Origin of the sequence: Mycobacterium sp. DL592 (genome assembly GCF_011694515.1) — a bacterium.
Classification (GTDB): domain Bacteria; phylum Actinomycetota; class Actinomycetes; order Mycobacteriales; family Mycobacteriaceae; genus Mycobacterium.
On the sequence record NZ_CP050192.1, the window covers coordinates 4,378,085 to 4,402,117 of the forward strand.

At 67.4% G+C, this 24,033-nt stretch carries 29 protein-coding genes; 7 read left to right on the forward strand and 22 right to left on the reverse strand.

Annotated elements, in window-relative coordinates:
• Window positions 1-13: 13 nt before the first annotated feature.
• On the reverse strand, window positions 14-409 hold the full coding sequence (locus HBE64_RS21010; protein WP_167106619.1) for a nitroreductase/quinone reductase family protein: 396 nt from the start codon (window positions 407-409) through the stop codon (window positions 14-16).
• A 22-nt stretch (window positions 410-431) separates the two neighbouring features.
• Here HBE64_RS21010 and HBE64_RS21015 point away from each other — a divergent pair, with 22 nt between their 5' ends.
• The gene (locus HBE64_RS21015) at window positions 432-812 is read left to right on the forward strand and encodes a nitroreductase family deazaflavin-dependent oxidoreductase (protein WP_167106621.1); all 381 of its coding nucleotides are present in this window, start codon (window positions 432-434) and stop codon (window positions 810-812) included.
• Here the strand turns inward: HBE64_RS21015 and HBE64_RS21020 are convergent.
• The 7 genes from HBE64_RS21020 to HBE64_RS21050 all read right to left on the reverse strand — a co-directional run bounded on the left by HBE64_RS21020 (window position 774) and on the right by HBE64_RS21050 (window position 7,042).
• A complete protein-coding gene (locus HBE64_RS21020; protein WP_167106623.1) occupies window positions 774-1,232 on the reverse strand; it encodes a hypothetical protein in 459 nt (152 codons plus the stop codon). The genes HBE64_RS21015 and HBE64_RS21020 overlap by 39 nt on opposite strands.
• A complete protein-coding gene (locus HBE64_RS21025; RefSeq protein WP_167106626.1) occupies window positions 1,229-4,141 on the reverse strand; it encodes an RND family transporter in 2,913 nt (970 codons plus the stop codon). Before HBE64_RS21025 ends, HBE64_RS21020 begins: the two co-directional genes overlap by 4 nt.
• Complete coding sequence (locus HBE64_RS21030) at window positions 4,138-4,590, reverse strand: MmpS family transport accessory protein (protein WP_243841403.1); 453 nt, start codon at window positions 4,588-4,590, stop codon at window positions 4,138-4,140. The genes HBE64_RS21025 and HBE64_RS21030 overlap by 4 nt, the downstream gene beginning before the upstream one ends.
• Window positions 4,587-5,189 (reverse strand): TetR family transcriptional regulator, encoded by a 603-nt coding sequence (locus HBE64_RS21035; protein ID WP_243841404.1) that lies wholly within the window; start codon window positions 5,187-5,189, stop codon window positions 4,587-4,589. The genes HBE64_RS21030 and HBE64_RS21035 overlap by 4 nt, the downstream gene beginning before the upstream one ends.
• 73 nt (window positions 5,190-5,262) lie before the next feature.
• Window positions 5,263-5,652, reverse strand: a complete 390-nt coding sequence (locus HBE64_RS21040; RefSeq protein WP_167106630.1) for a hypothetical protein — start codon at window positions 5,650-5,652, stop codon at window positions 5,263-5,265.
• Window positions 5,649-6,578, reverse strand: coding sequence for a metallophosphoesterase (locus tag HBE64_RS21045; RefSeq protein WP_167106632.1), 930 nt, complete (start codon window positions 6,576-6,578; stop codon window positions 5,649-5,651). Before HBE64_RS21045 ends, HBE64_RS21040 begins: the two co-directional genes overlap by 4 nt.
• Entirely contained in the window at window positions 6,575-7,042 is a 468-nt protein-coding gene (locus tag HBE64_RS21050; RefSeq protein ID WP_167106634.1) for a cupredoxin family copper-binding protein, read from the reverse strand. Before HBE64_RS21050 ends, HBE64_RS21045 begins: the two co-directional genes overlap by 4 nt.
• Before the next feature lie 128 nt (window positions 7,043-7,170).
• Between HBE64_RS21050 and HBE64_RS21055 the strand changes: the two genes are divergently transcribed.
• The 3 genes from HBE64_RS21055 to HBE64_RS21065 are packed head-to-tail and all read left to right on the forward strand — an operon-like array spanning window position 7,171 to window position 8,721.
• Complete coding sequence (locus tag HBE64_RS21055) at window positions 7,171-7,710, forward strand: RNA polymerase sigma factor (protein WP_167106636.1); 540 nt, start codon at window positions 7,171-7,173, stop codon at window positions 7,708-7,710.
• A complete protein-coding gene (locus HBE64_RS21060; protein WP_167106638.1) occupies window positions 7,707-8,420 on the forward strand; it encodes a Rieske (2Fe-2S) protein in 714 nt (237 codons plus the stop codon). The genes HBE64_RS21055 and HBE64_RS21060 overlap by 4 nt, the downstream gene beginning before the upstream one ends.
• 58 nt (window positions 8,421-8,478) lie before the next feature.
• Window positions 8,479-8,721, forward strand: coding sequence for a hypothetical protein (locus HBE64_RS21065; protein WP_167106640.1), 243 nt, complete (start codon window positions 8,479-8,481; stop codon window positions 8,719-8,721).
• Here HBE64_RS21065 and HBE64_RS21070 read toward each other — a convergent pair.
• The 4 genes from HBE64_RS21070 to HBE64_RS21085 all read right to left on the reverse strand — a co-directional run bounded on the left by HBE64_RS21070 (window position 8,718) and on the right by HBE64_RS21085 (window position 13,145).
• Window positions 8,718-9,305, reverse strand: a complete 588-nt coding sequence (locus HBE64_RS21070; protein WP_167106643.1) for a TetR/AcrR family transcriptional regulator — start codon at window positions 9,303-9,305, stop codon at window positions 8,718-8,720. The genes HBE64_RS21065 and HBE64_RS21070 overlap by 4 nt on opposite strands.
• A complete protein-coding gene (locus HBE64_RS21075) occupies window positions 9,298-10,161 on the reverse strand; it encodes an oxygenase MpaB family protein (RefSeq protein WP_167106645.1) in 864 nt (287 codons plus the stop codon). The genes HBE64_RS21070 and HBE64_RS21075 overlap by 8 nt, the downstream gene beginning before the upstream one ends.
• A gap of 141 nt (window positions 10,162-10,302) precedes the next feature.
• Complete coding sequence (locus HBE64_RS21080; protein ID WP_167106648.1) at window positions 10,303-12,411, reverse strand: cation-translocating P-type ATPase; 2,109 nt, start codon at window positions 12,409-12,411, stop codon at window positions 10,303-10,305.
• Window positions 12,412-12,452: 41 nt separating this feature from the next.
• Window positions 12,453-13,145, reverse strand: coding sequence for a GPP34 family phosphoprotein (locus HBE64_RS21085; RefSeq protein ID WP_167106649.1), 693 nt, complete (start codon window positions 13,143-13,145; stop codon window positions 12,453-12,455).
• A gap of 121 nt (window positions 13,146-13,266) precedes the next feature.
• Here HBE64_RS21085 and HBE64_RS21090 point away from each other — a divergent pair, with 121 nt between their 5' ends.
• Window positions 13,267-14,409, forward strand: a complete 1,143-nt coding sequence (locus HBE64_RS21090) for an amidohydrolase family protein (protein WP_167106651.1) — start codon at window positions 13,267-13,269, stop codon at window positions 14,407-14,409.
• On the opposite strand, the gene HBE64_RS21095 is transcribed toward HBE64_RS21090, so the two are convergent.
• The 9 genes from HBE64_RS21095 to HBE64_RS21135 form a co-directional block, all read right to left on the reverse strand.
• Window positions 14,406-14,645: a cytochrome c-type biogenesis protein CcmH gene (locus HBE64_RS21095; protein ID WP_167106653.1), complete on the reverse strand. Its 240-nt coding sequence runs from the start codon at window positions 14,643-14,645 to the stop codon at window positions 14,406-14,408. The genes HBE64_RS21090 and HBE64_RS21095 overlap by 4 nt on opposite strands.
• Window positions 14,642-15,145 (reverse strand): DUF3093 domain-containing protein, encoded by a 504-nt coding sequence (locus HBE64_RS21100; RefSeq protein WP_167106655.1) that lies wholly within the window; start codon window positions 15,143-15,145, stop codon window positions 14,642-14,644. Before HBE64_RS21100 ends, HBE64_RS21095 begins: the two co-directional genes overlap by 4 nt.
• Entirely contained in the window at window positions 15,138-15,587 is a 450-nt protein-coding gene (locus tag HBE64_RS21105; protein WP_167106658.1) for a hypothetical protein, read from the reverse strand. The genes HBE64_RS21100 and HBE64_RS21105 overlap by 8 nt, the downstream gene beginning before the upstream one ends.
• 20 nt (window positions 15,588-15,607) lie before the next feature.
• The gene (locus tag HBE64_RS21110) at window positions 15,608-16,024 is read right to left on the reverse strand and encodes a hypothetical protein (RefSeq protein ID WP_167106660.1); all 417 of its coding nucleotides are present in this window, start codon (window positions 16,022-16,024) and stop codon (window positions 15,608-15,610) included.
• On the reverse strand, window positions 16,021-17,001 hold the full coding sequence (hemB, locus tag HBE64_RS21115; protein ID WP_167106662.1) for a porphobilinogen synthase: 981 nt from the start codon (window positions 16,999-17,001) through the stop codon (window positions 16,021-16,023). Before hemB ends, HBE64_RS21110 begins: the two co-directional genes overlap by 4 nt.
• 14 nt (window positions 17,002-17,015) lie before the next feature.
• Window positions 17,016-18,707 carry a uroporphyrinogen-III synthase gene (locus HBE64_RS21120; RefSeq protein WP_167106664.1) on the reverse strand — a complete coding sequence of 564 codons (1,692 nt, stop codon included), beginning with the start codon at window positions 18,705-18,707 and terminating at the stop codon, window positions 17,016-17,018.
• Window positions 18,708-18,711: 4 nt separating this feature from the next.
• Window positions 18,712-19,683 (reverse strand): hydroxymethylbilane synthase, encoded by a 972-nt coding sequence (gene hemC / locus HBE64_RS21125; RefSeq protein ID WP_167106666.1) that lies wholly within the window; start codon window positions 19,681-19,683, stop codon window positions 18,712-18,714.
• A gap of 5 nt (window positions 19,684-19,688) precedes the next feature.
• Complete coding sequence (locus HBE64_RS21130) at window positions 19,689-21,059, reverse strand: glutamyl-tRNA reductase (protein ID WP_167106668.1); 1,371 nt, start codon at window positions 21,057-21,059, stop codon at window positions 19,689-19,691.
• Between the two features lie 106 nt (window positions 21,060-21,165).
• Entirely contained in the window at window positions 21,166-21,426 is a 261-nt protein-coding gene (locus tag HBE64_RS21135; RefSeq protein ID WP_167106670.1) for a glutaredoxin family protein, read from the reverse strand.
• Window positions 21,427-21,577: 151 nt separating this feature from the next.
• On the opposite strand from HBE64_RS21135, the gene HBE64_RS21140 reads away from it, so the two are divergent.
• A complete protein-coding gene (locus HBE64_RS21140; protein WP_243841708.1) occupies window positions 21,578-22,405 on the forward strand; it encodes an HAD family phosphatase in 828 nt (275 codons plus the stop codon).
• A gap of 48 nt (window positions 22,406-22,453) precedes the next feature.
• Window positions 22,454-22,951 (forward strand): MaoC family dehydratase N-terminal domain-containing protein, encoded by a 498-nt coding sequence (locus HBE64_RS21145; RefSeq protein ID WP_167106672.1) that lies wholly within the window; start codon window positions 22,454-22,456, stop codon window positions 22,949-22,951.
• A gap of 1 nt (window position 22,952) precedes the next feature.
• Here HBE64_RS21145 and HBE64_RS21150 read toward each other — a convergent pair whose 3' ends face one another.
• Complete coding sequence (locus tag HBE64_RS21150) at window positions 22,953-24,017, reverse strand: lysophospholipid acyltransferase family protein (protein WP_167106674.1); 1,065 nt, start codon at window positions 24,015-24,017, stop codon at window positions 22,953-22,955.
• Window positions 24,018-24,033 lie beyond the last annotated feature (16 nt).

The window sequence follows — 24,033 nt, forward strand, 5'->3', positions numbered from 1 at the left end:
AACCGATCCGGGTTCAGGCCGGGACGAGGCTGAACACCGGGTGATCGGCCGGGTCGGGCAGCTTCGCGAAGTAGCCGTCGACCGTCTTGCCCGCTTTGACACGGTAGGCCTTCAGGATCGGGTCACGTTGTGCCACCGGCACTTCCGCAGCGCGGTACGGGGTGGCGCCGGACTTGGTGGTGAGGGTGACGGTTGGGTTGGCCCGCACGTTCTTCACCCACTGCGACTCACCGCGGGTGGACACCAGATAGCGGGTACCGTCCACCTCGACGGTGATCACCGGAATCGTTTGCACGGCTCCACTGTTGCGGGCGGTCAGGGTCAGGCTCTCGGTCCCGAACATGCCGGTCGCCATAGCGATCTTGTTGAACACGCGCGTGGTGAACCATGAGGACTTGAGATAGGCCATAGGTTGCGAGTGTGATGGGCAGATGCAACTACCGCAATGGTTGGCCCGATTCAACAGGCACGTGACCAACCCGGTGCAGCGACTGTGGGCGGGATTCGTGCCGACAATGGGCATTCTCGAGCACGTCGGCCGCAAATCAGGCCGGTCGTTCCGCACCCCGCTGATGGTGTTCACCACCGACGAGGGGGTGGCCGTTCTGCTGACGTACGGCCCGGACCGGGATTGGCTGAAGAACATCACCGCCGCCGGAGGCGGCCGGCTCAAACGCTACGGGCGGACCTTCGCCGTCTCCGATCCGCGAGTGACGACCAAAGCTGAAGCAGCCCAGCATGTTTCGGTGCTGTGGCGACCGATCTTCGCGGCACTACCGTTCGAGAACGCGGTCCTGCTCCGCAGGGGCTGAGACCGCGGGCAGTCGGCGCTTCAGCTTCGCGACGCGCAGCAGCTGAATGGTCAAGTTGGTGCCCGCCAGCATCGGGACCAGCCCGATGAAGGTCCGGATGGACGGCTGACGACCGTGCAACTGTTCGAGGCTGCCGAAAACATAGATGCATCCGACGGAGATGATCGCGGCGGGAATGCAGAACGCCAGAAAGGACCGGCGATCGTCGATGATCTGCGTGGCGTAAGCCAGTTCGTCGGCCGACATCGGCTCTTTCTTGCGAACCTTGCCCAGCACCATGGTGGCGCTGCCCACCTCCTCGCTCAACGGGGTGGGCGCGCGCCGCAGCAGGCGCTGCACCAACACGAACGCGCACGCGGAGAACAAGAAGATCGCGGCGTACGAGAACAGCGTCAGAACACCCCACAGGCTCTGCGTCATCGGGTCTCCTTGGCACCTATGAGGCCGGGGTCCTCGTCGTCATCCCACAGCAGCAGCTGGCGAACCGACGCGCGGGTGCCGTACGGCTGCAGCATCTGACTGGCCGGCCGGGGGCGGACCCGTTGTGGCCACCAGAACCAGCGCCCCAGCAGCGCCGCGATCGACGGGGTCATGAACGAACGCACGATCAGGGTGTCGAAGAGCAGGCCGAGCGCGATCGTGGTGCCGACCTGGCCGATGGCGCGCAGATCGCTGAACACGAACGCGGCCATCGTGGCAGCGAAGACCAGCCCGGCGGAGGTGACCACCGAGCCCGATCCCACCATGGCGCGGATGATGCCCGTGTTCAGCCCGGCGTGGATCTCCTCCCGGAACCGGGAGATGAGAAGCAGGTTGTAGTCCGATCCCACAGCCAGCAGCAGGATGACCGACAGCGCGAGCACGATCCAGTACAGCGGGATGCCCAGGATGTCCTGCCACAACAGGACCGACAGCCCGAAGGAGGCGCCCAACGACAGTGCCACCGTTCCGACGATGACGATCGCGGCGACCAGACTGCGGGTCACGAACACCATGATGAGGAGGATGAGGCTGAGCGCCGAGATGGCGGCGATCATCAGGTCGTACTTCGCGCCTTCGCTGATGTCCTTGTAGGTCGACGCCGTGCCACCGAGGTAGATGTCGGAGTTGCCGAGCGGAGTGCCTTTGACGGCATCCTTTGCGGCCGCACGGATTGCGTTGATGTGAGCGATCCCCTCGGGGGTGGCGGGATCGCCGTCATGGGTGATGATCATGCGGGCGGCCTTGCCGTCCGGGGAGAGGAACAGATTGAGCCCGCGCTGGAACTCGGGGTTGCTGAACACCTCTGGTGGCAGATAGAACGAGTCGTCGGTCTTGGCGGCGTCGAAGGCCTGCCCCATAGCCGTCGCGTTCTGCAGGTTCGCCTCGCTGTTGGCGGTAATCCCGGAGTTGGTGGCGTAGTTGGTCATTGCCAGATCGCGGTTGGCTTGCTGGCTGGCGATCTGGGTCGGGATCAGGGCAAGCAACTTCGGCTGCAGAGCGGTCAACTTGTCGAGGCTGGCCGTCACGTTACCCAACTGGTCGGTGAGCGCGTCCAGACCGTCGAGGGCATCGAAGACCGACCGCAGCGCCGCGCAGGCCGGAATGTCGAAACAGTGCGGCTCCCAGTAGAAGTAGTTGCGCAGCGGGCGGAAGAAGTCGTCGAAGTTGGCGATCTTGTTGCGCAGATCCTCGGCGATCGCAACAGTCTGGTGGAACGCCTTGGCTTGCTCGTCGGTGGCCTCGTTGGCCTGCTGCTGCAACGTCAGTTGCTGCTTGAGGGTGTCGATGGAGGTGTCGATCTCGGCGACCTGTTTGAGGATGTCCGCCGCCCGGGATTGCTGGAAAGGAAGGTTCTCGATCTGGCCGACGCTCTGCGCGCTGAGCTGGAAGCCGAGCGACGTATGGTCCAGCGGGGTGCCCAGCGGGCGGGTGATCGACTGCACCTCGGCGATGCCAGGTGTGTGGAAGATGGCCCTGGCCACTCGTTCCAGCAGGATCATGTCGGCCGGGTTGCGCATGTCGTGGTCGGTTTCGACCATCAGCAGTTCGGGGTTGAGCCGGGCCTGCGAGAAATGCCGCTCGGCCGCGGCGTAGCCGGCGACGGCCGGGGCGCTGGACGGCAGATACCGGCGCTGGTCGTAGCTGGTCTTGTAACCGGGCAGGGCAAGTAAACCGATCAGGGCCACCCCGACGCTAACCACCAGGATGGGTCCGGGCCAGCGCACCACAGCGGTCCCGATGCGCCGCCAGGTCCGGGTGCGCATCGATCGCCGCGGCTCCAGCAGACCGAACAGCGAGGCGACTGTCAGCACGGCGGGCGCCAGCGTCAGCGCGGCCGCCAACGCGACCGCCACACCGATCGCGGCGGGCGGACCCATGCTGTGGAAGTAGGGCAACCTGGTGAAGCTCAGGCATAAGACCGCGCCGACCACCGTCAGCCCGGAGCCCAGGATCACGTGTGCCGTCCCGCGATACATTGTGTAGAAAGCGTTTTCGCGGTCCTCGCCGTTCTGGCGGGCCTCGTGGTAGCGACCGACCAGGAAGATCGCATAGTCGGTGCCTGCCGCGATCACCAGCAGGGTGAGCAGGTTCGTCGCGAAGGTGGACAGGCCGATGATCCCCGAGCTGGCTAGCAGGCTGACGATGCCGCGCGCCGCCGACAACTCGACGAGCACCGTCAGCAACGTCACCACCGCCGCCGAGATGGACCGGTAGATGAACAGCAGCATGGCCATGATCACGACGATGGTGATGACGGTGACCTTGCCGATGCCCGCGCTGCCGACGGAGAGCTGATCGGCGAACAACGGCGCCGCGCCGGTGACGTAGGTGGTGACGCCTTTGGGGCGCGCAGTGGTGTCAACGACATGGCGGACTGCCTCGACCGATTGCAGCGACAGCGAATCACCCTGATTGCCAGCCAGATTCACCTGGACGTAGGCGGCCTTGCCGTCGTTGCTCTGCGCTGCCCCCGCCGTGAGCGGGTCGCCCCAGAAGTCCTGGATGTGCTCGACGTGCTTGGTGTCGGCGATCAGCTTTCGGACCAGGGTGTCGTAGTACTGGTGCGCGTCGGGCCCAAGCGGCTGATCGCCTTCGAGCACGATCATCGCCACGCTGTCCGAGTCGTACTCCTCGAACACCTTGCCGATACGCTTCATCGCCTGCAGTGACGGCGAGTCCTGTGAGATCAACGAGACGTTGTGGGCTTTGCCGACATCTTCCAGCAGCGGCACGAACACATTGGTCGTCGCGGCGATGAGCAGCCACAGCAGCACGATCGGAACCGAGAACCGGCGAATGCCGCGGGCGATCTTGAGCACCGTGTCGTCAGCTCGCTGCTCGGTCATCCGGACTTCTCCAGGCAGTAGGTGTAGGCGTTGAGGGTGTTGACCGTTCTCTCGTCCTTGACCTGCCCGTCGATCGTGATCCGGCAGCCGAGGGAATCGCTATTGCCCTGGGCCACAACGTTGGTGAACACCCCGGGCTGGGTTGTTGTGACGTCGTAGGACCACGGCAGGGCAGCGTCGACGACCTTCTGCGGCTGTGCGTTGATGTCGAGGTAGCTGATCGTCGCAACCGAACCCGGTGCGCCGAAGACCTCGATGAGAACACGTTTGGGGGTCGCCGCGGTGTTGTCGTTGGGCAGGGCACCACCGGCCGAGACGTTGTTGTGCGAACCGAAGATGCCGTGCAGCCGGTACACGCAGAAACCCGCTACCGCGATCACCACCACCGCGACCAACACCGTCCAGCGGCGGGCGAGCAGACGGCCGATCGAGATCCTGTTGCCTGTCACGGTCCGAGCTCCCCGCGCAGGTAGCGCTGAAACGTCGCAGCCAGATCAGCGATCACCTTGTCCCGCGGCCGCTTCGCCAGCGGTTCCAGACCCACGATGTAGCGGGCCATGGTGAAGCCGACGACCTGCGACATCACCAGCGCGGCGCGATACTCCGAGTCGGGCACGCCGAGCCGATCAGCGATGGGCTGCAGCACGTTACGGGTCAGGAAGTCACGAACCAGCACCGCCGCGGCGGGCTCGGAGGTGGCGGCGCGCATCATGCTCAGCATCCGGCCCCGACGGCTCTCGTCATCGAGGATGTCGACAAGGGCGTTGGCCAACCGCAGGCCCACCAGGGATTGATCACCGGTCACGACGGTCTCGATGAGCGTGGGCGGATCGATCACCAGTTCCACGACGGCCAGGAAGAGTTCCCACTTCTTGCCGAAGAAGTGGGTGACCAGCGCCGGGTCCACGCCGGCCTGTTTGGCGACCGATCGGATCGAGGTGCGGTCGTAGCCTTGCTCGGCGAACTGCTTGCGGGCAGCATCCTCGATGAGCGCACGGGTGGTGGTTGCCCCCGGTCGCCGCCCGGCGTGGACGCGCCTAGCCGTCAACCCAGTCTCCTGCTGCTCGAGGCACTGAATTCCACGGGTGAGGAATTCTTCGTGGGAAGACTTTAACCCCGGCCTATCCGGTAGGCAAGAGCGCCACCCGACGGTGTCGTCGGCGCCCGAGCGCGACGGCGCCCAGCACCACGGTGAGCACCTCTGCACCCACGCTGATCGCCGCATACGGCGCGGGCTGCCAGCCGTGCTCGACGAAACCGAGCAGCCCCACGGTGCGCGACAGCGCGAAGGCGACAATCGCCGCAAGCGATCCCGCAACCGCCGCAGCATGGAGCCACCGCGGTCCACCCAGTGCGATGAGGACCGCGAGTGAGACGAATGCGCTTGTCAGCACGAGGAACCCGATACCGACCATCGGAAGGTGCCGGTAACCGTGCAGATACAGGTAACCGTGGGCGGCGGCGCTCACCAACAGGGTCAGCCCGATGCCGAGGTCCAGGAGCCTTCTCATCGCAGTCTCTCCTCCTTCAGTGCCAGCGCTTGCTGCCCACGCAGGTAGCAGACCTCGCGGATTCCCAGCGCGTCGTGGAGTTGAGCGGCAGGCAGGGTGAGCGGCTTGGGCGCCGGACCGTCGCCGGGGTGCGGCAGCGGGTAGGCGGTGGTGGTGGCGCTGTAGAACGTCACATTGTCTTCGGTCTTGGAAAAGAGTTGGTGCACATGGCCGTTGAGGCAGGTGACCGACGCGAACCGGCGCAGGTGGCTCAGCGCCTGCGTGGCGTCGTCGGTGCCCCAGCCCCAGTCCGGGTACATCGCGAACAGCGGGATGTGGCTGAAGACGACGATCGGGGTGTCCGCCGACAACGGCGCCAGGTCCTTCTCGATGAAATCGAGCTGATCGGCCCCGAGGTGGCCAAGCTTCTTCAGGTTCAAGGTGTTGACCAGTCCGATGACGTGGACACCGGCGACGTCGAAGCTGTACCACCCGTCGCCGCGCGATCCGGCGCCGAACGCCGCGCGATACTTCTGGCCGGCGTCGTCGACCGAGTCGTGCTCGCCCGGAACGGTGAACACGTGCGGGGTGTTGATCCCGCTCATCATCTGTTTGACCTGGTCGAACTGTGCAGGGGTGGCCAGATGGGTCAGGTCACCGGTGTGGATGACGAAGTCCGGCGTGTAGCCGAGGTTGTTGATCTGGTCGATCGCGCGACCGAAGGACGCGGTGACATCGGGATTGGCGGTGCCGGTGAAACCGATGTGACTGTCGCTGATCTGCACGAAGCGCAGAGTCGGGCGAGTGGCCTCGGTCGCCGGGGCCGGCGCGACATGGGACAGCACCTCGCCGCCCACGACGGCGATGCCGACGGCGGCCCCGAACCAGGCACCGTGGCGGATGAGCTGACGGCGGGTCATCTCGCGGGGATCCTGCTCGCCGGTCATGGCGTCACCACCACGGTGCCGTGCATGAACGGATGGATGCTGCAGATGTAGCTATAGCTGCCGGGTTTGGTGAAGGTATAGCTGTAGGTGCCGTTGGTGTCCATTCCGGGCGAGTGGAACGACCCGTCATCGGCGGCAACGGTGTGCGGCTCCTCGTCGTGATTGGACCACGTCACGGTGGCGCCCACCGTGACGGTGAGCGCGGCCGGGACGAAGGCGAAATTGGTGATGGTCACCGCGGTGCCGCCCACCGGGGCCTGCGGCGCGGCCGACGAAGCTGTCGCCGGAGCCGTCGGGGGCGCCGACGGCATCGCCGTCATTCCCGGCATTCCGACCGATGTTCCGCCGTTGGCGCCGAAGTCGACCGTCGGCGGCGGGGCGCCGCCGGTCGGTGCGCAGCCGGCGAGCGCGGCCACCACGATCGCGGTCAGCGCGACAGACCTTTGGCGCTGTGGTGTTTTCATGATCATTTCCTCCTGGACTGAACCATCTCGGTAGCGCGGTACGTCTCATCAAGAGGTAGGTCGGTAGTTACACCGCCGCGGCGTGTAACCCCCCGCCATATCTAGAACATGTGACGAGAGGCGGAAGTATGCCCGCGCACGACGATCGACGGTCGCGAGGTGCTTTGCGCCTGGTGTCTGACGAGCGCTATCCGGACTGGGAGGCGGTGTACGAAGACAACGTGGTGTGGTTGTACCGAACGATTTTCGGTCGGGTAGGCAACCGGGCCGACGCAGAGGATCTGACCTCCGAGGTGTTCCTGAGCGCGATGCGCCCGCTGCGGCTGACTGCGAGCGTGCCCGAGGTACGGGCCTACCTGCTCGCGACGGCCCGCACTGTGCTGGCGGCGCACTGGCGCGCCACCATGGCCCGCGAGATCACCACCATCGCCGAGGTTCCCGCCGTGGTGGAGGCCCCAGCCGAGGTGAGCAGCGCTCCCCAGCGGGTCGCCGCCGTGCTGGCCGCACTGCCGGACAGGTACCGGCAGGTACTGGAATATCGTTTCCTCCATGGCCTTTCGGTGCGCGATACTGCCGGTGAGCTCGGTGTGAGTGTCGCCAACGCCAAGGTGCTGCAGCACCGCGCACTTCGGTTGGCCGCGCAGATCGACGAAGGAGCGCAGCGATGAGCCAGCGCGAGGTGCACAACTACATCGACGACCTGGTCGCCGGGCGCCGTCCCAGGCGATTCACGCCGGACGACTTCGAGGCCGCGCAGATCAGCACGGCCATCTCATTGACGGCTGCCCGGGAGGGAGCCGACGAGCCTCGTCCGGAGTTCATCGCCGGCCTCAAAGCGATACTGGCACAGGATGGCTCGAGCCCGAGCTCTGATCCGAAAGCACCTCAGCCAGATCGCGTCTCGGTAGCCACTCGTCGCCAGGTGATCGTCGGGACGGCCGCTGCGGCCACCGCGGCGGTGGCCGCGGTATCGGTGGACCGGTTGTTCGTCGGAGTCACCGCCGACAACGACGTCGCATCCGAGGGCACGGCGGAGATGATTCCCACCGACGGGTCATGGGAGACCATCACCGACAGTTCCGCACTGGCCGAGGGCGCAGTCCACGCGTTCGACCTGGGTTCGGTCAGCGGCTTCGTCCGCCGCACCGGGGGTCGCGTCGAAGCGGTGTCCGGAGTGTGCACCCATCAGGGTTGCAAGCTGTGGTTCGACCAGAGTTCGGACAGGCTGCGCTGCCCCTGCCATTCGACGTCCTTCTCCCCCGCCGGCCAGGTCTTGACTCACGCGTTGCCCATCGCGCCGAAACCGCTGCCGCACTTCGAAGTACGCGAAAGAGATGGCGTCATCGAGGTGCTTGCGCCGCCCAGTCAGCCGGCCTGAACTGTAACCCCGTCAGCTATCTAGGTGTATGAACAAGTGCAGCAAGACAATTGAGATCATGACAGCAGTGCTCGCGGCGGTGACCACCTCGGCGGGAGTTGCGAGTGCCGCCGCCAGAACCACGAACTCGGCGGTCGACATCATCAGCGAACTGCAGGGGCAGGGCTACGACGTACAACTCAACGGCCAGCCCAACGGGGCGCTCGCGCAATGCACAGTCACTGCCGTGCATCAAACCGCGCTGGGCCCCAACAAGTTCGGTACGGCCTACGTCGACCTCGACTGCCCCGGTAACGACTAGACAGGCACCGCGCGCAGCGCCTCGGGCAGGCTGGGCAGGAAATGCTTGGTGGCGAAAGCCCGGATGTCGTCGGCGGTCTCCACCGGCTCGGCGCTGGGTAGCAGCTGGATCATCAGTGCGTAACGCCAGATGCAGTCGGCGAGGTCGTGAACGGCCTGCGGGCCGATGCGGTCGGCGAAACCGGCCGGGAAGATCACCTGCAGGGCCTGTTCGATACGCATGACCGCGGCCGCGTAATGGGTGCGGGCCAGTTCCAGGGTGAGCGCGGGCTCGTCGAGGACCATCCGGTGCAGCACCCGGTGTTCGCGGCTGCGCAGGATGGCCTGGGTGAACGCCTCGACGTAGTAATTGCTCTGTGGCCGTGCGTCTTTGAGTTCCTCAGCGATGCCGGAGAACAATCGCACGTTCTCCCGATCCATGACGGCGGCGACGAGGTCGTCCTTGTTGGCGAACCGGCGGTAGATGGTGGTGCGGCTCACGCCCGCACGGCGGGCGACGTCGTCGAGGGCGACGCGGCGGATACCGTGCCGGTCGAACTCGACGAGCGCGGCGTCGAGAATGGCTTCCGTCGACAGGTCAGGCATGCCCTGCACGCGCGAAACCGGCTCTGGCATAACCGTTGTAGCGCACCTTCATCGGCAGATGATCCCATAGCCAGTTCACCGGGCGCGAGCGCCACAGCGCGGCGAAACGTTGATAGTTGCGTTCCTTGCGCTCGCTCCACGGCAGCCCGAGTACCTCGCGGGTGCGCGGCGGCATGCCGCCGGTGGTCAGGAACGCCGCCACCGGGTTGAACACCGGCGCCACCAGACGCCACACCAGCGGGTGGACCGCTTTGGGTCTGGGGAAGCCTTTGGTGACGTAGCCGACGCCGTATTTGGCGGTGGGGTGGGCGACGAGCACCTCGTTGATCATGCGGTCCCAGTAGCGCTCGAACTCGGCGTAGTCGGCGGGCATCGGGCGATCACTGACCCCGTAGCGCCGGTACCAGGTCTTGGATTCCAGATACATCTGCTCCTTCTCGGCGCGAGTGAGGCGCTTGACGAAGGTGTCGGCGAAGTAGAGGGCCTGGTCGAAGAAGGTGGCGTGCGCCCAGTAGTAGGTGTCGGGATCCAGCGCGTGATAGCGGCCGCCCTCTGGCATGTCGCCCTTGATGTTGACGTGGAAGTCGCGGACCCGCGGGCCGGCGTTGTCGTCGTCGCTGCCGTAGACGGTCATGAAGATCGGCGGCAGTGAGCGCTTGATCCGAGCGGCGGTGTCAGCGAACCACACCGAGTGGTCGAACACCCCCTGGCCGAGCTCGGCGAGCATGTTCTGCAGCACCGCGGGACGCGGCCCGATCAGCGGCATGCGGTTGTCCCCGAAGTAGCGCCACACCAGTGACTGCGGGCCCAGCGGCAGGGCGTCGGTGGCCGACGTCGGTTCGGCAAGCTCCGTCATGTGGAACAGTGTTACAGATTCCGCACTTTGTACCAACCGCTGGTGACCGACGTCACGCACCATCCCTGCGCCGAGATCGACGAAATGTCGGGATCTGCTCGCACTTCCTCGGCGAAACCGACGTTTGGGCGAGGGAGGCGGTCAGCGAAACCGCTTGAGGCGCAGGCTGTTGGTCACCACGAGCACCGAGGAGAACGCCATCGCCGCGCCGGCGATCATCGGATTGAGCAGTCCGAGCGCCGCCAGCGGGATGGCCGCGACGTTGTACCCGAACGCCCAGAACAGGTTCTGCTTGATGATCCGCAGCGTGCGCGCCGACAACCGCAACGCCGTCGGCACCGTCCGCAGGTCCCCGCGCACCAGCGTGATGTCACCGGCCTCGATGGCGGCGTCGGTGCCGGTGCCCATCGCCATGCCGACATCCGCGGTGGCCAGTGCCACCGAGTCGTTGACGCCGTCGCCCACCATCGCGACCTTGCGGCCCTGATCCTGCAGGCGCTTGATGGCGTCGGCCTTCTCCGAGGGCAGCACGCCGGCGATCACGTCGCCGGGGGCGATACCCACCTCGGCGGCCACCCGCTTCGCCACCGCGGCGTTGTCACCGGTCAGCAGCACCGGGGTGATCCCCATGGACTTGAGCTCGGCGATCGCCTCGGCACTGGTCGGCTTCACGGAATCGACCAGCCGGATCACGCCCTGCTGGTGACCATCCCAGCTCACCGCGACGCTGGTGCGCCCGTCGTCGTCCGATGCCCTGGCCACCCGCACCGTCACCCCGTCGACGACCCCGCGCACACCGGTGCCCGGTTCGTTGACGAAGTCGCTGACCGGCGCGACGGTGAGCCCGCGCTCGCGGGCCGCGGCCACGATCGCGGCGGCCACCGGGTGCTCGGACGCCGATTCGACGGCCGCCGCCCGAGCCAGCACGACATCGGCATCGGCGCCCTCGACCTCGGCGACGCTCATCGTGCCCGTCGTCACCGTGCCGGTCTTGTCCAGCACGACGGTATCGATACCGGTGACCGTCTCGAGCACCTGCGGCTCCTTGATCAGCACGCCGAGCTGGGCGCCGCGGCCGGTGCCGACCAGGATGGCCGTCGGGGTGGCCAGCCCCAGAGCGCACGGGCAGGCGATGATCAGCACCGCCACCGCGGCGGTGAACGCCGACGCCACCGAATGCCCGGACACCAACCAGCCCGCCAATGTCACCGCGGCGATCCCGAGCACCACCGGCACGAACACCGCCGACACCCGGTCGGCCAGTCGCTGGATCGACGCCTTGCCGCCCTGGGCGTCGGCAACCATCCGAGCCATCCGGGCCAGCTGCGTGTCGGAACCAACCCGGTTGGCGCGCAACAGAATTCGCCCGTAGGTGTTGACCGATCCACCGAGCACCTCGTCGCCGGTCCGGACGTCGGCCGGCACCGACTCACCTGTCATCGCCGAAATGTCCAGCGCCGAGGCGCCGTCGACGACCACTCCGTCGGTGGCGACTCGTTCCCCGGGGCGCACCACGATCACGTCACCGACCCGCAGTTCCTCGGCGGGGATGCGGACCTCGGTGTCATCGCGCAGCACGACGGCGTCCTTGGCCCCCAGCGACAGCAGCGCCCGCAACGCCGCGCCCGCCGACCGCTTGGCTTTGGCCTCCGCATACCGGCCGGCCAGCAGGAAGACGGTCACCGCGGCGGCCACCTCGAAGTACACGTGGCCGTGCCCGTGCTGCGCCGTCCCCGTCACGACGGTGAACACCGACCACAGGTAGGCCGCCAGCGTGCCGATCGACACCAGGGTGTCCATGGTCGACGAGCCGTGCCGCGCGCTGTTGATGGCTGCCTTGTGGAACGGATAGCCGCCCCAGAACACGATCGGCGTCGCCAGCGCCAACACCACCCACTGCCAGCCGGGGAACTGCCAGGGCATGACCATCGAGATAGCGACGACCGGCACCGCCAGGATTGCCGAGCCGATGAGCCGCGGCCTCAGTTGGTCGGCCGGGACGTCGTGGTTCATGTGATCGGAGTGGTTCATGTGACCGGAGTGGTCGATGACCGAGGCGTGGTAGCCGGTGGATTCCACGGCGTGGATGAGGTCGTGTTCGGACACCTGCGGCCCGTGTTGGACGTGCGCCTGCTCGACGGCGAAGTTCACCGTCGCGTTTACGCCGTCCAGGTTGTTGAGGCTGCGCTCGATCTTGGCCGCGCACGACGCGCAGCTCATGCCCCTCAACTGAAGGTCGGTGGTGTTCATGCCGTCGACTATACCCCTGGGGGGTATGTCGTCAAGGCTTCTCACCAGAGGATGACGAAGCCCGCCCCGTTACGCGCGTCGGTGTCGCCGTCGCAGGACCGCGACGTGCTGCGATAGCTCTCGACGACCCTGCTCAACGCCTGCAGTGGCGGGCCCGCGGCCTGCACCAACTCCGACAGGCGAGGGCTTCGGCGGGCATCCCCACCGAAGGTCCTCACACACGGCAGGTCGGCCAGCACAGCGATCAGGCCGAGCGCCAGCAGCCGCGGCTCGACCGTCTGCCCCGCGATGGCCTGCTCCAGCGTCCGGCCGACCAGTCCGGCCAGCTCGGCGACCATCTCCTCGTCACGCGGTTCGAGACAGGTCGCGGCGGACAGCCCGGGGACGTGGTGTACGCGGGGCCGCAACCAACCGCCGGCCTGAAGTTGCTGACGGACCATGGCGGTCGTGCCCTGGTTGGAGCGGGTGACCGCATCGTCCCAGCTCACCTGCGTGGTGAAGCCGAACTGCGCGACGGCCCCGTTGAGCACCGGGTCACCCGGGCCCTCCGCCCGCCCAGGGTAGGGCCGGCCACCCCGGTCGACGAGGTGGCCGCTGAGGTAGAGATCGGTCACCTTCGCCGCGCGCAGAGCGATGACCAGCAGCGCCGGGTCACGGCTGCCGAACCGGCCCCGGTCACGATCGAATGCCAGCAGGTAGAGGCGGCCGTGCAAGCTTGCCGGTGGTTCCGTCATACCTCCACGGTGCTGCGCCTGGGCGGCGAGAACACGAGTAGTCGGGTACTCAATCTCGGCGATGCTGGCCACCACCGCGGCGCTGAGTGACAATGGGAACATCCGAGCGGAGGTGGTCGAGATGACCCTGACCCATGATCGCGCGACCGCGGCCGCCGAACGCATCGCGGTCCGCTGCGTCGATTCCGATGTGCACCCCGTACCGCGGCGCGGCGTCATCGTCGACTACATCCCTGAACCGTGGCGCTCGAAGTACTTCCTGTCGCATCCGATCGGCGAGAAGATCTACTACGACGCACCCGACTACGCCCACGCCTACGCCATGCGGGTGGACACCTTCCCCGACGACGGCGAATTCGCCGGCACCGACCCGGACCTCATGTTCCGCCAGCTGATCATGGAGGCCGGCGCCGACATCGCGATCCTGGAACCCCTGGCGTTCGGAGCGCGACTGCCCGAGGCGGCGCAGGCCTCAGCGATCGCCACCAACCTGTGGATCGACGAGCACTGGCTCAGTGGCGCGAACAACTGGCACCAGCGCTGGCGCGGGTCGATCTCGGTGGCCATCGAGGATCCCGAGGGCGCGGCCCGCGAAATCGAGAAGTGGGCCGGGCACCCCTTGATGGCGCAGATTCTGATCAAGGCCGAACCGCGCCCGTCGTGGGGTGACCCGAAATACGACCCGATCTGGCAGGCCGCCACCAAACACGACATCACGGTCAGCTGCCATCTGGCCCGCGGCTCGTTCGAGACACTGCCGATCCCGCCAGTGGGCCTGCCGAGCTACAACCACGACTTCATGGTGAGCTATTCGTTGCTGGCCGCCAACCAGGTGATGAGCCTGGTCTTCGATGGCGTCTTCGACCGCTACCCGGGTCTACGGATTGTGTTGGTAGAGCACGCCTTCAACTGGATCCTGCCGCTGATGTGGCGGATGGACGCCATCTACGAGGCCCGCAAGTCCGTCATGGACATCAAGCGCAAACCCAGCGAGTACGTCAAGGACCACATCAAGTTCACCACCCAGCCGCTGGACTACCCCGAAGACAAGACCGAACTGCTGCGGGCCTTCGAGTGGATGGAATGCGAGAAGATCCTGCTGTTCTCCTCGGACTACCCGCACTGGACGTTCGACGACCCGCGCTGGCTGGTCAAGCACCTTCCCGAACACGCCCGCGAGGCAGTGATGTTCCGCAACGGCATCGAGGTCTACAAACTTCCCGACACCGTTCCGGTGCTGGAAGGACAGACGCGCGTCTTCTAGGCGCGACGACGCCGGGCGCGGACCAGGCCGGCGACACCGAGCACCAGCAGCACACCGGCCGCGGTGGCCAGCACCATCGTCAACACCATCAGCGGCGGGTCGTACAGCACCGAGGTGGTGGCGGGCTGCCCGTCGGTCACCGGCGCGACATCGACGATGCTGCGCACCTGCATCCAGCTCACGACCGCCCCGGCCGCGGCCAGCACGGCAAGCACCAGCTGCACCACATGCCTCACGATGAGCTCGCCGTCCTGCCCTCGACGAGCTTCGTCAGCTGAGCCCGCAGCTCCCGATGATTGCGGGCCCACGCCTGCGCGGTGCGATCACCGCTGAGCCGCACGCCGATCCCGGTACGCCCGCGCGGCACGCCGCTCAGCTCGCCCAGCGCCCTGGAGGTCTGCCATTTCTCCAGTGGCTCACGGGATTTCGCGCTGTGGGTGGCTTCCGGGTACACCGCGACGATCGTCCGAAGCGGAGTGACCTCGGTACCTTCGCGCAGGCTCTCCGTGGTGAGCTCGACGCTGGTGTGGATGCGGGCGGCCTTCACCTGCAGGTAGAGAAAGCCGGTGACGAGCACGAGGAACAACATCGGTACGAACGGCTGAAAGCCGGCACCGCCCTTGAGCTGGATCAGCAGCATCGAGAGCCCGGCCGCCGGCCCGGCCAGCAGCCAGTACCAGCTCGCGCCGCTCTCGTGGAACAACGGCCCGGACTCCGGGTGTGGTTGCTCAGACATCTGACCTCGGGGTGTCGCCGGGATCGAACCAGGCGCCCACCACCGGTCGGCTCAGCAGCAGGGTCCCGACGATGATCGGCGGCAGGCTCAGCAGGGTCACCAAGCCGATGTTGACGAAAACCTGCAGAACCCCCACCAGAACGATCAGTGTCAGCCCCAGGCCGAGAGTCGCACGGCGGTAGCGCACGTCACCGCCGCGGGTCCTGCCGGCAAGGAAGGCCAGGCCGAGGCCGGCGACGATGCAGACCGCACCCGCCGCCCGCCGGAAGGCCAGCAGCTGATGCACTGACGCATCGGAGATCGTGGGTGAGACCACCTGGCGAAGTGCCTCGAAACCGAACGTCAGCGCCAGCAGCCCGCCGGCCATCAGCAGCACGGAGCCTGCGATCAGCAGCCAGAAGGCGATGGTGAGGGCGCGGGGCCTGGATTCGGTTGCGGTCATCGTCCGGCAGCCTATCGGAGTCATCTGGTGAAGAAGCCGTGCGCATCCTGGCGGTGCAGCAGATAGATGCCGCCGACGATGAAGACCGAGCCGACGATTCCGGTGACCGCGAAGGTCACCGCCGGCACCGGTTCGCGGGGTACCGAGAACAGGCTCACCGTGGTGTAGATGACGGTGGCGACGCCGCCGCCGGTGAGCGCTGTGCGGGTCCACCGGTAGCCCGACCGCATCAGCAGCAGGAACGTGAGCACCACCGCGCCCAGCGTCAGCGCGAACACCAGGGTGAGCGCGATGACCACGCTGGTGATGTGGTTGACCGTCACGGCATCGACGACGTAGCCGATCAGGAGCAACACCAGGGCGACCAGCCAGAGCCAGAACCCGGTGTCGACGTCGGTCGGCCGCGCCGGTGCGCCCGAGGGCGGCTGCGGCGTCACGCGAGCCACCCTGCGGCGTCGGCGGCCCAGTAGGTGAGCACGATGTCGGCCCCGGCTCGCCGGATGCCGATCAGCGACTCCAGCGCGGCGGCGCGGCCGTCGATCCAGCCGTTGGCCGCGGCGGCGCTGATCATCGCGTACTCACCCGAGACCTGGTAGGCGGCCACCGGCACCGGCGACACCTCGGCGGCGGCGCGCACGATGTCGAGGTAGGCCATCGCAGGTTTGACCATCACGATGTCGGCACCCTCGTCGAGGTCGAGTTCGATCTCGCGCAACGCTTCTCGCGCGTTACCGCTGTCCTGCTGGTAGGTGCGCCGATCGCCCTGCAGGCTGGAGGCGACAGCTTCGCGGAACGGGCCGTAAAACGCCGACGAGAACTTGGCGGCGTAGGCCAGGATCACCACATCGGTGAAGCCGGCGGCGTCGAGACCGTCGCGGATCGCGGCGACCTGACCGTCCATCATGCCGCTGGGGCCCACCACATGGGCACCCGATTCAGCTTGGGCGACAGCCAGTTTCACGTACTGCGCGTTGGTGGTGTCGTTATCGACACGGCCGCGGGCATCGAGCACACCGCAGTGGCCGTGGTCGGTGAACTCGTCCAGACAGGTGTCGGCCATCAGCACGGTGTCGTGACCGAGGTCCTTGGCCAGATCGCGGAGTGCGACGTTGAGGATCCCGTCGGGACTCACACCGCACGATCCCAGAGCGTCCTTGTCCTCGTCGCGGGGCACCCCGAACAGCATGAGTCCGCCGACGCCGGCTTCGACAGCCTCGGCCGCCGCACGGCGCAGCGAATCACGGGTGTGCTGCACCACGCCAGGCATGGACGCTATCGGGCGAGGCTCGTCGATGCCATCGGCGACGAACATCGGAAGCACCAGATGCCGCGGCTCCAGCGATGTTTGGGCTACCAAACGGCGCAGGGCCGGGGTCGAACGCAACCGGCGTGGGCGGTGCCTGGGGAAAGTCATGTACCGGCTTTCGATTAGCGGCGGCGACTCTTCTTGCGCGGCGGCGGCAGGGCACCCTCGGCGCGAAGCCGGGCGGCGTGCTCGGCGAGCGCGTCGACCAGCGGTCCCACCGCGGCCGTCTCCGGCTGAACGTCGACCCTCAGACCGAATTCGGCAGCGGTCTCGGCGGTCTTGGGCCCGATACACGCCACGATGGTCCGGGCGTGCGGCTTACCGGCGATGCCGACGAGGTTGCGCACCGTCGAGCTGGAGGTGAAGCAGACGGCGTCGAACCCGCCGGTCTTGATCATCTCGCGGGTGTCGGCCGGCGGCGGTGCGGCACGCACGGTGCGGTAGGCGGTGACATCCTCGATCTCCCAGCCACGTTCACGAAGCCCCTCGGCCAGCGTCTCGGTGGCGATGTCGGCGCGCGGCAGCAGCACCCGGTTGACCGGATCGAAAATGCTGTCGTACTCGGGGAATTCGTCGAGCAGGCCCAGTGAGGACTGCTCGCCGGACGGAATCAGCTCGGGGCTCACACCGAAGGCCCGCACACGGTCCGCGGTGGACTCGCCGACACAGGCGATCTTCACACCCGAGAACGCCCGCGCGTCCAGACCGAACTCGCCGAACTTCTCCCACACCGCGCGAACGGCGTTGGTCGAGGTGAACACCACCCACTGGTAGCGACCGTCCACCAAACCCTTGACGGCCCTTTCCATCTGGGCCGGGCTGCGCGGCGGCTCCACGGCGATGGTGGGCACCTCGATCGGCAGCGCACCGTGGCCGACCAGCCGGTCGCTCATCTCACCGGCCTGATCCTTGGTGCGCGGCACCAGCACGGTCCAGCCGTACAGGGCGCGGCTCTCCCACCAGTTCAGCTTGGCGCGGTGGGCCACGGTCTTGCCGATGGTGACCACCAGCGTGCCGGTCAGCGGACCGGCCGGGTCGTTACCGCCGGCCAGCGTGGCGCGATCCAGCAAGCCGGCCAGGGTGGTCTCCACCGAACGCTGCCCGCACGTGGTGCCGTTGCAGGTGACCACGCACGGGGTGGCGTCGGCCAGGCCGTACTCGATCAGGGTGCGGGCGGCCTCGGGAAGATGCGACGCGGTCGCGGTCAGGATCAGCGGGCCGGGCGCGGCGGCCAGCGCCGCCCAGTCCACCTCGCCACGGACGTCGGCGACAGTGTGCGCCGATCCCAGCGGCAGGCCTGCGTAGGTGGGCACCGCGCTGGTGGCTGGCAGCCCGGGCACGATCTCGAACTCGGCGTGGGCCCTGGCGACCGCATTGACCTCGGTGATGACCGCATCCACCGACAGCGGGTCACCGGCGACCAGACGCACGACGTCGAAGCCGGCCTTGGCCTCGGCGACCAGGATCTTGGCCACCTCGGCGGGGTCGCCGAGCGCGGGCCGGATGTCGGGGCCGACAGACACCACCGGCGGGGCGATCTCGTCGGCGACGGGGCCGTCGGAATCCTGGCCGGGAACCTGCTCGCGCGACGCGCCCTTTTCCGGCGCCAGGGCCGGACCGGAGGCGGGCGGCAGGTCGATGCCGACCACGTTGAGCACGGCCTGGGGCACGTCGGGATCGGTGAAGACCAGCGCCGCATTGGCGAGCACAGTTCGGGCACGCGTCGTCAGCAGGTTGGGGTCACCAGGACCCGAACCGACGAACGTGATGTGTCCCGGCTTCGCCTTGCGTCGCCCGCTACCGTGGCCAGTCATCGCTTCACTCCCGCTCCACCGCTCCATCGCGGAGTTCGTTCGACATGACTTCGCGCGCACCGAGCTCGAACAACTCCGCGGCGACCGAGAGCCCCAGCTCTGCGGACCGGCCCGGCGTTCCGATTCCGGACGCACGGATCACGTCGGATCCGTCTGCCGCCGCCACGCAGGCGCGCAGCGACAGCTCGTCGAAGATCCGGCCGTCGTCATCAATGGACTCGACCACCTCGGCGATCGCTCCCACGGGTGCCGAACACCCGGCCTCCAGTTTGGCGAGCAGGGCACGCTCGGCGGTGACTGCGGCGCGGGTGTCGGGGTCATCCAACTCCGCCAACAGCGCCGCAAGCCCGGTGTCGCTCGCGCGGCACTCGACCGCAAGCGCACCTTGAGCCGGCGCTGGCAACATCTGCACCGGCTCCAGCGTCTCGGTGACATCGCCTAGTCGTCCGATGCGGGCCAGCCCCGCCCGGGCTACCACGATGGCGTCGAGATCACCGCTGCTTACCCTGTTCAACCTGGTATCTAGGTTGCCTCTTAGGGGGCGGATTTCCAAACCGAGACCCAGTGCTTTAAGCTGCGCGGCCCTGCGCACGGACGAAGTGCCGATCACCGACCCGACTGGCAACTCCCCCAAAACCATGCCGTCACGGGCGACCAGGGCGTCGCGCGGGTCCTCCCGGCGCGGAATCGCGGCGATGACGAAGCGGTCATCCGGGGCTGTCGGCAAATCCTTGTAGGAGTGCACGGCCATATCGACGCGGCCGTCGGCGATCGCCTCCCGCAGTGCGGCGGTGAACACCCCCACCCCGATCTCGGCGACCGGTTGCTGCGAGCGGTCACCGTCGGTGCTGATGATCACCAGCTCGGCGCGGCGTCCGCGCCCGATGAGCTCGTCTCTGATGGTTCCGGCCTGGGTGGTCGCCAGCAGGCTGCCCCGGGTGCCGATCCTGATGACCGTGTCGTCCTTGCCGGCCAAGCGTCCTACTCGGTGTGTTCGGGCAGACCGGAATCGAATTCCGGTGTGATCAAAGGCAGTTCACCGGCGGCCACGGCGTCGACGGCTTGCGGATCCAGTTCGAAAAGCTCCCGCAGCGCTTCGGCGTAGGTGTCGCCGCCGGGCGCGCTGGCCAGTTGCTTGACCCGTACCGTCGGGGCGTGCAGCAGCTTGTCGACCACCCGACGCACGGTGCGGGCGACCTCGTCGCGCTGGGCGTCGTCCAAGCCGGGAAGCCGGTGATCGAGCCGCAGCAGCTCGGACTCCACAACGTCGGCGGCGCGCTGGCGCAGGGCGGTGACCGTCGGGGTGACCTCGGCCATCCGCTGGCCGGCCAGATAGGCAGCAACCTCGGCAGCGACGATCTGGCGGGCCGCTTCGGCGTCGGTGGCCGCGGCGCGGGCCGACGGTTCGCGCTGCACCCGATCCATGTCGATGACGGAAACGCCGGGCAGCCCGGCAACGGCGGGGTCGACATCGCGGGGCATGCCCAGGTCACACAGCACCAGCGGGGCCGCGGCCTCGTCACGCTGCGTCGCGGCCAGCGCGTGGTGCACATCGGCCAGCGAGACGACCGGCCGCACCGCGCCGGTGCAGCTGACCACCACGTCGGCGGCGGCCAGCGCGGTCGGCAGATCCTCCAGCGTCAGAGCCACGGCGCCGACACCCTGCTCGCGGATGGATTCGGCCAGCCGCTGCGCGCGGGGCAGCGAGCGGTTGACGACGTGGATGTGGGTGACCCCGGCGCGCACCAGGTGCGCCACCGACAGCCCGCCCATCGAACCCGCGCCGACCACGGCCGCGCTGCGGCCCGCCAGGCCGTTGCCGAGCCGGGCGCCCGCGATATCGAGGGCCACCGAGACCACGCTGGCGCCCGCGGCGTCGATCGCGGTCTCCGAATGCACACGCTTGCCCACCGAGAGCGCCCGCTGAGCCAGGTCGTGCAGGACGCGGCCGACCGTGCGGTTGGCTTCGGCGCTCGCGTAGGCGCGGCGGACCTGGCCGAGCACCTGCTGCTCACCGATCACCGCGCTGTCCAGTCCGCTCGCCACCGCGAAGAGGTGCTCGACGGCGGCCTCGCTGTAGCGGACGTAGGCGTACTTGGTGAGGTCGCCCATCGACATCCCGGAATGCTCGGCGAGCACCTGGCCGATGGCCGACAGGCCGCCGTGGAAGGCGTCGACCACCGCGTAGACCTCGACCCGGTTGCAGGTCGACAGCACCATGGCCTCGGTCACCAGCGGGGACTGCAGCACCTGGTCGATGATTTTGACCTGGTCGGACTCGTCGGTCGACAGCTGTTCGAGCACGGAGACCGGAGCGCTTCGATGCGACACCCCGAAGAGCAGGACGCTCACGGCACGATCACCTGGCCCGCTCCCTTGCTGTCACGCCAATGTCCGTTAGTGAAACTTACTTCCACGGTAATCGGTGCGCAGGCGGCTGACCAAATTGTCCGGCTGTTCATCCCTCGGCCAAATCGGCCCGCAACCGTGCCTCGTCGACGTCCCAGTAGCTGTGCTCCCTGCCGTCGAGCAGAACGACGGGCAGCCGGTCGCCGAACTCGGCGCGCAGCGCGCTGTCCCCGGCGGCCGCGGCCGCGTCCACATCCACGCTGGACAGCTCAAAGCCGAGCTCGGCGGCCAGCTTCGTCAGCTGTGCGTGCACCCGCTCGCAGATGCTGCACCCGGCGCGGGTCAGCAGTTCGACATGTCGGCGGCTCATCCCAACGAGTGTCGCAGTTAGGGTTAGTGCCATGGGTTCCGGGGACTACGACCAGGAGCTCGCGGGCCTGGAAGCCGGCCAGGCAAGCGCGCAGCGTGCGGCCGACGAGCTGGTGGCCGAGCAGGCCAGCGCCGTGGCCCGCGACGCGAGCATGGCCGCGCATCGCGAGCCGGCGCCCGAAGCCGCGCCCGAACCCGGTCCGCCGCCTGCCGATCTGACCGCCGCTGCGTTCTTCGACGTCGACAACACCCTGGTGCAGGGCTCGTCGCTGGTGCACTTCGGCCGTGGCCTGGCGGCGCGCAAGTACTTCACCTACTCCGACATGCTCAAGTTCGTCTACGCGCAGGCGAAGTTCCAGCTGACCGGCCGGGAGAACAGCGACGACGTGGCCGAGGGCCGGCGCAAGGCACTGGCGTTCATCGAAGGCCGGTCGGTGGCCGAGCTCGTCGACGTCGGCGAGGAGATCTATGACGAGATCATCGCCGACAAGATCTGGGCGGGCACCCGTGCGCTGGCCCAGATGCATCTGGATGCGGGCCAGCAGGTGTGGCTGGTCACCGCGACGCCCTACGAGCTGGCCGCCACCATCGCCCGCCGGCTGGGGTTCACCGGCGCGCTGGGCACTGTCGCGGAGTCCCAGGACGGGGTGTTCACCGGCCGGCTGGTCGGCGACATCCTGCACGGGCTGGGCAAAGCCCACGCCGTGCGTCAGCTGGCCATCCGCGAGGGCCTCAACCTCAAACGCTGTACCGCCTACTCGGACAGCTACAACGACGTGCCCATGCTGTCGCTGGTCGGCACCGCCGTGGCGATCAACCCGGACGCCGACCTGCGTGAGCTGGCCCGCGAACGGGGCTGGGAGATCCGCGATTTCCGCACCGCGCGCAAGGCTGCCCGCATCGGGGTGCCCTCGGCGTTGGCCCTGGGCGCGATCGGCGGGGCGCTGGCCGCCGCGGTGTCCCGCCGGCAGGAGCACTGACGCCAGAGGGCTCAGCGCAGCCGTCAGCCGCTGCTAGGCTCAAACTCCATGTCCATAGCCAGCGAGATCATCGGCACTCACTTCCGCTACCCGGACTACTACCTGGTGGGGCGAGAGAAGATTCGCGAGTTCGCCAAGGCCATCCAGACCGACGACCCGGTGCACTTCAGCGAGGAGGCCGCCAAGGCGGCCGGCTACCACGACCTGGTGGCGCCGTTGACCTTCATCGCGATCGCGGGCCGTCAGGTACAGCTGGAAATCTTCCGCAATTTCGACGTGGGCATCAACCTGGCCCGGGTTATTCACCGCGATCAGAAGATCAAATACCACCGCCCGATCGTCGCCGGCGACAAATTGTTCTTCGACTCCTGGCTGGATTCGGTGACCGAATCGCACGGGACCGTCATCAGCGAATTGCGCAGCGAAGTCACCGACGAAGAAGGCCGGCCGGTGATGACGACGGTTGTGACGATGATCGGCGAAGCCAACGGCGAGGAAGACAACGCCCAGATCGCGGCCATCGCCGCGGCGGCGATGCGCGGCTGACTCAGCCCAGGAACGTGTTGCGGCGCTGAGCCAGCAACTGATACAGCGTCTGCTGGATCGTTTCGCGCACCTGATCGGTGAGTTCGAAGGTGACCATCGGATCGTCGGCCGCGGATTCGTCGTAGTCTGCGGTCTCGATCGGTGTGCCAAATGCGATGTGCCACTTGGACGGAAGCGGGATCAGCCCGGCCGGCCCGGCCAACGGGAACAGCGGGGTGATCGGGAAGTACGGCAGCCCGAGGACCCGGGCGAGCAACTTGACGTCGGTCAGCATCGGATAGATCTCTTCGGAGCCGACGATCGAGCACGGGATGATCGGCGCACCGGTGCGCAGTGCGGCCGAGACGAAACCCCCACGGCCGAAACGCTGCAACTTGTAGCGGTCCCGGAACTGCTTGCCCAGCCCCTTGTAGCCCTCGGGGAACACCGCGGTCAACTCGCCGCCGGCCAGCAACCGGTTCGCGTCGATGGTGCAGGCCATGGTGTGGCCCGCCTTGCGGGCGATCGGTCCGAGCATCGGCATGTCGAAGACCATGTCGGCGGCGAGCAGACGCAGGTCGCGATGCGCGGGATGGTGATCATGCACGGCGACCGACAGCATCAGGCCGTCGAACGGCAATGTGCCGGCGTGGTTGGCCACCAGCAAGCCCGCACCGTCGTCGGGCAAATTCTCGATCCCGCTGACTTCGACCCGGAACCAATTCTCGAAAAAGAACCGCAGCAAAGGCAGCACGAGTGCGTTGTTGAATTGCGGGTCGAAGCCGAACTCGTCGACAACGTAGTCCCCGGAAAGGCGCTTGCGGAGAAAATCTGCGACAGCGGAAATGCGTTGGGCGAGTTCGTTGGGCTCGCCCTCGGCGCGGCCGATCCCGGCCGCGCCGCGACGCGCGTCGATCTCGCGGACGACGGCGGCGATGTCTTCTGCCGAAGCCCTGCTACCCGGATCCGACAGTAGCGAGGGATGCCTGCGCGCCGCGTCAGCCCGCTGAGAGGCACGGCGCGCGGCCGCCGCTCTCGTCGAATTCGAGTGCAGCGGAATCACTTTCGCTTTTGATTCACCAGCCACTGCAGTTACCTCCTCC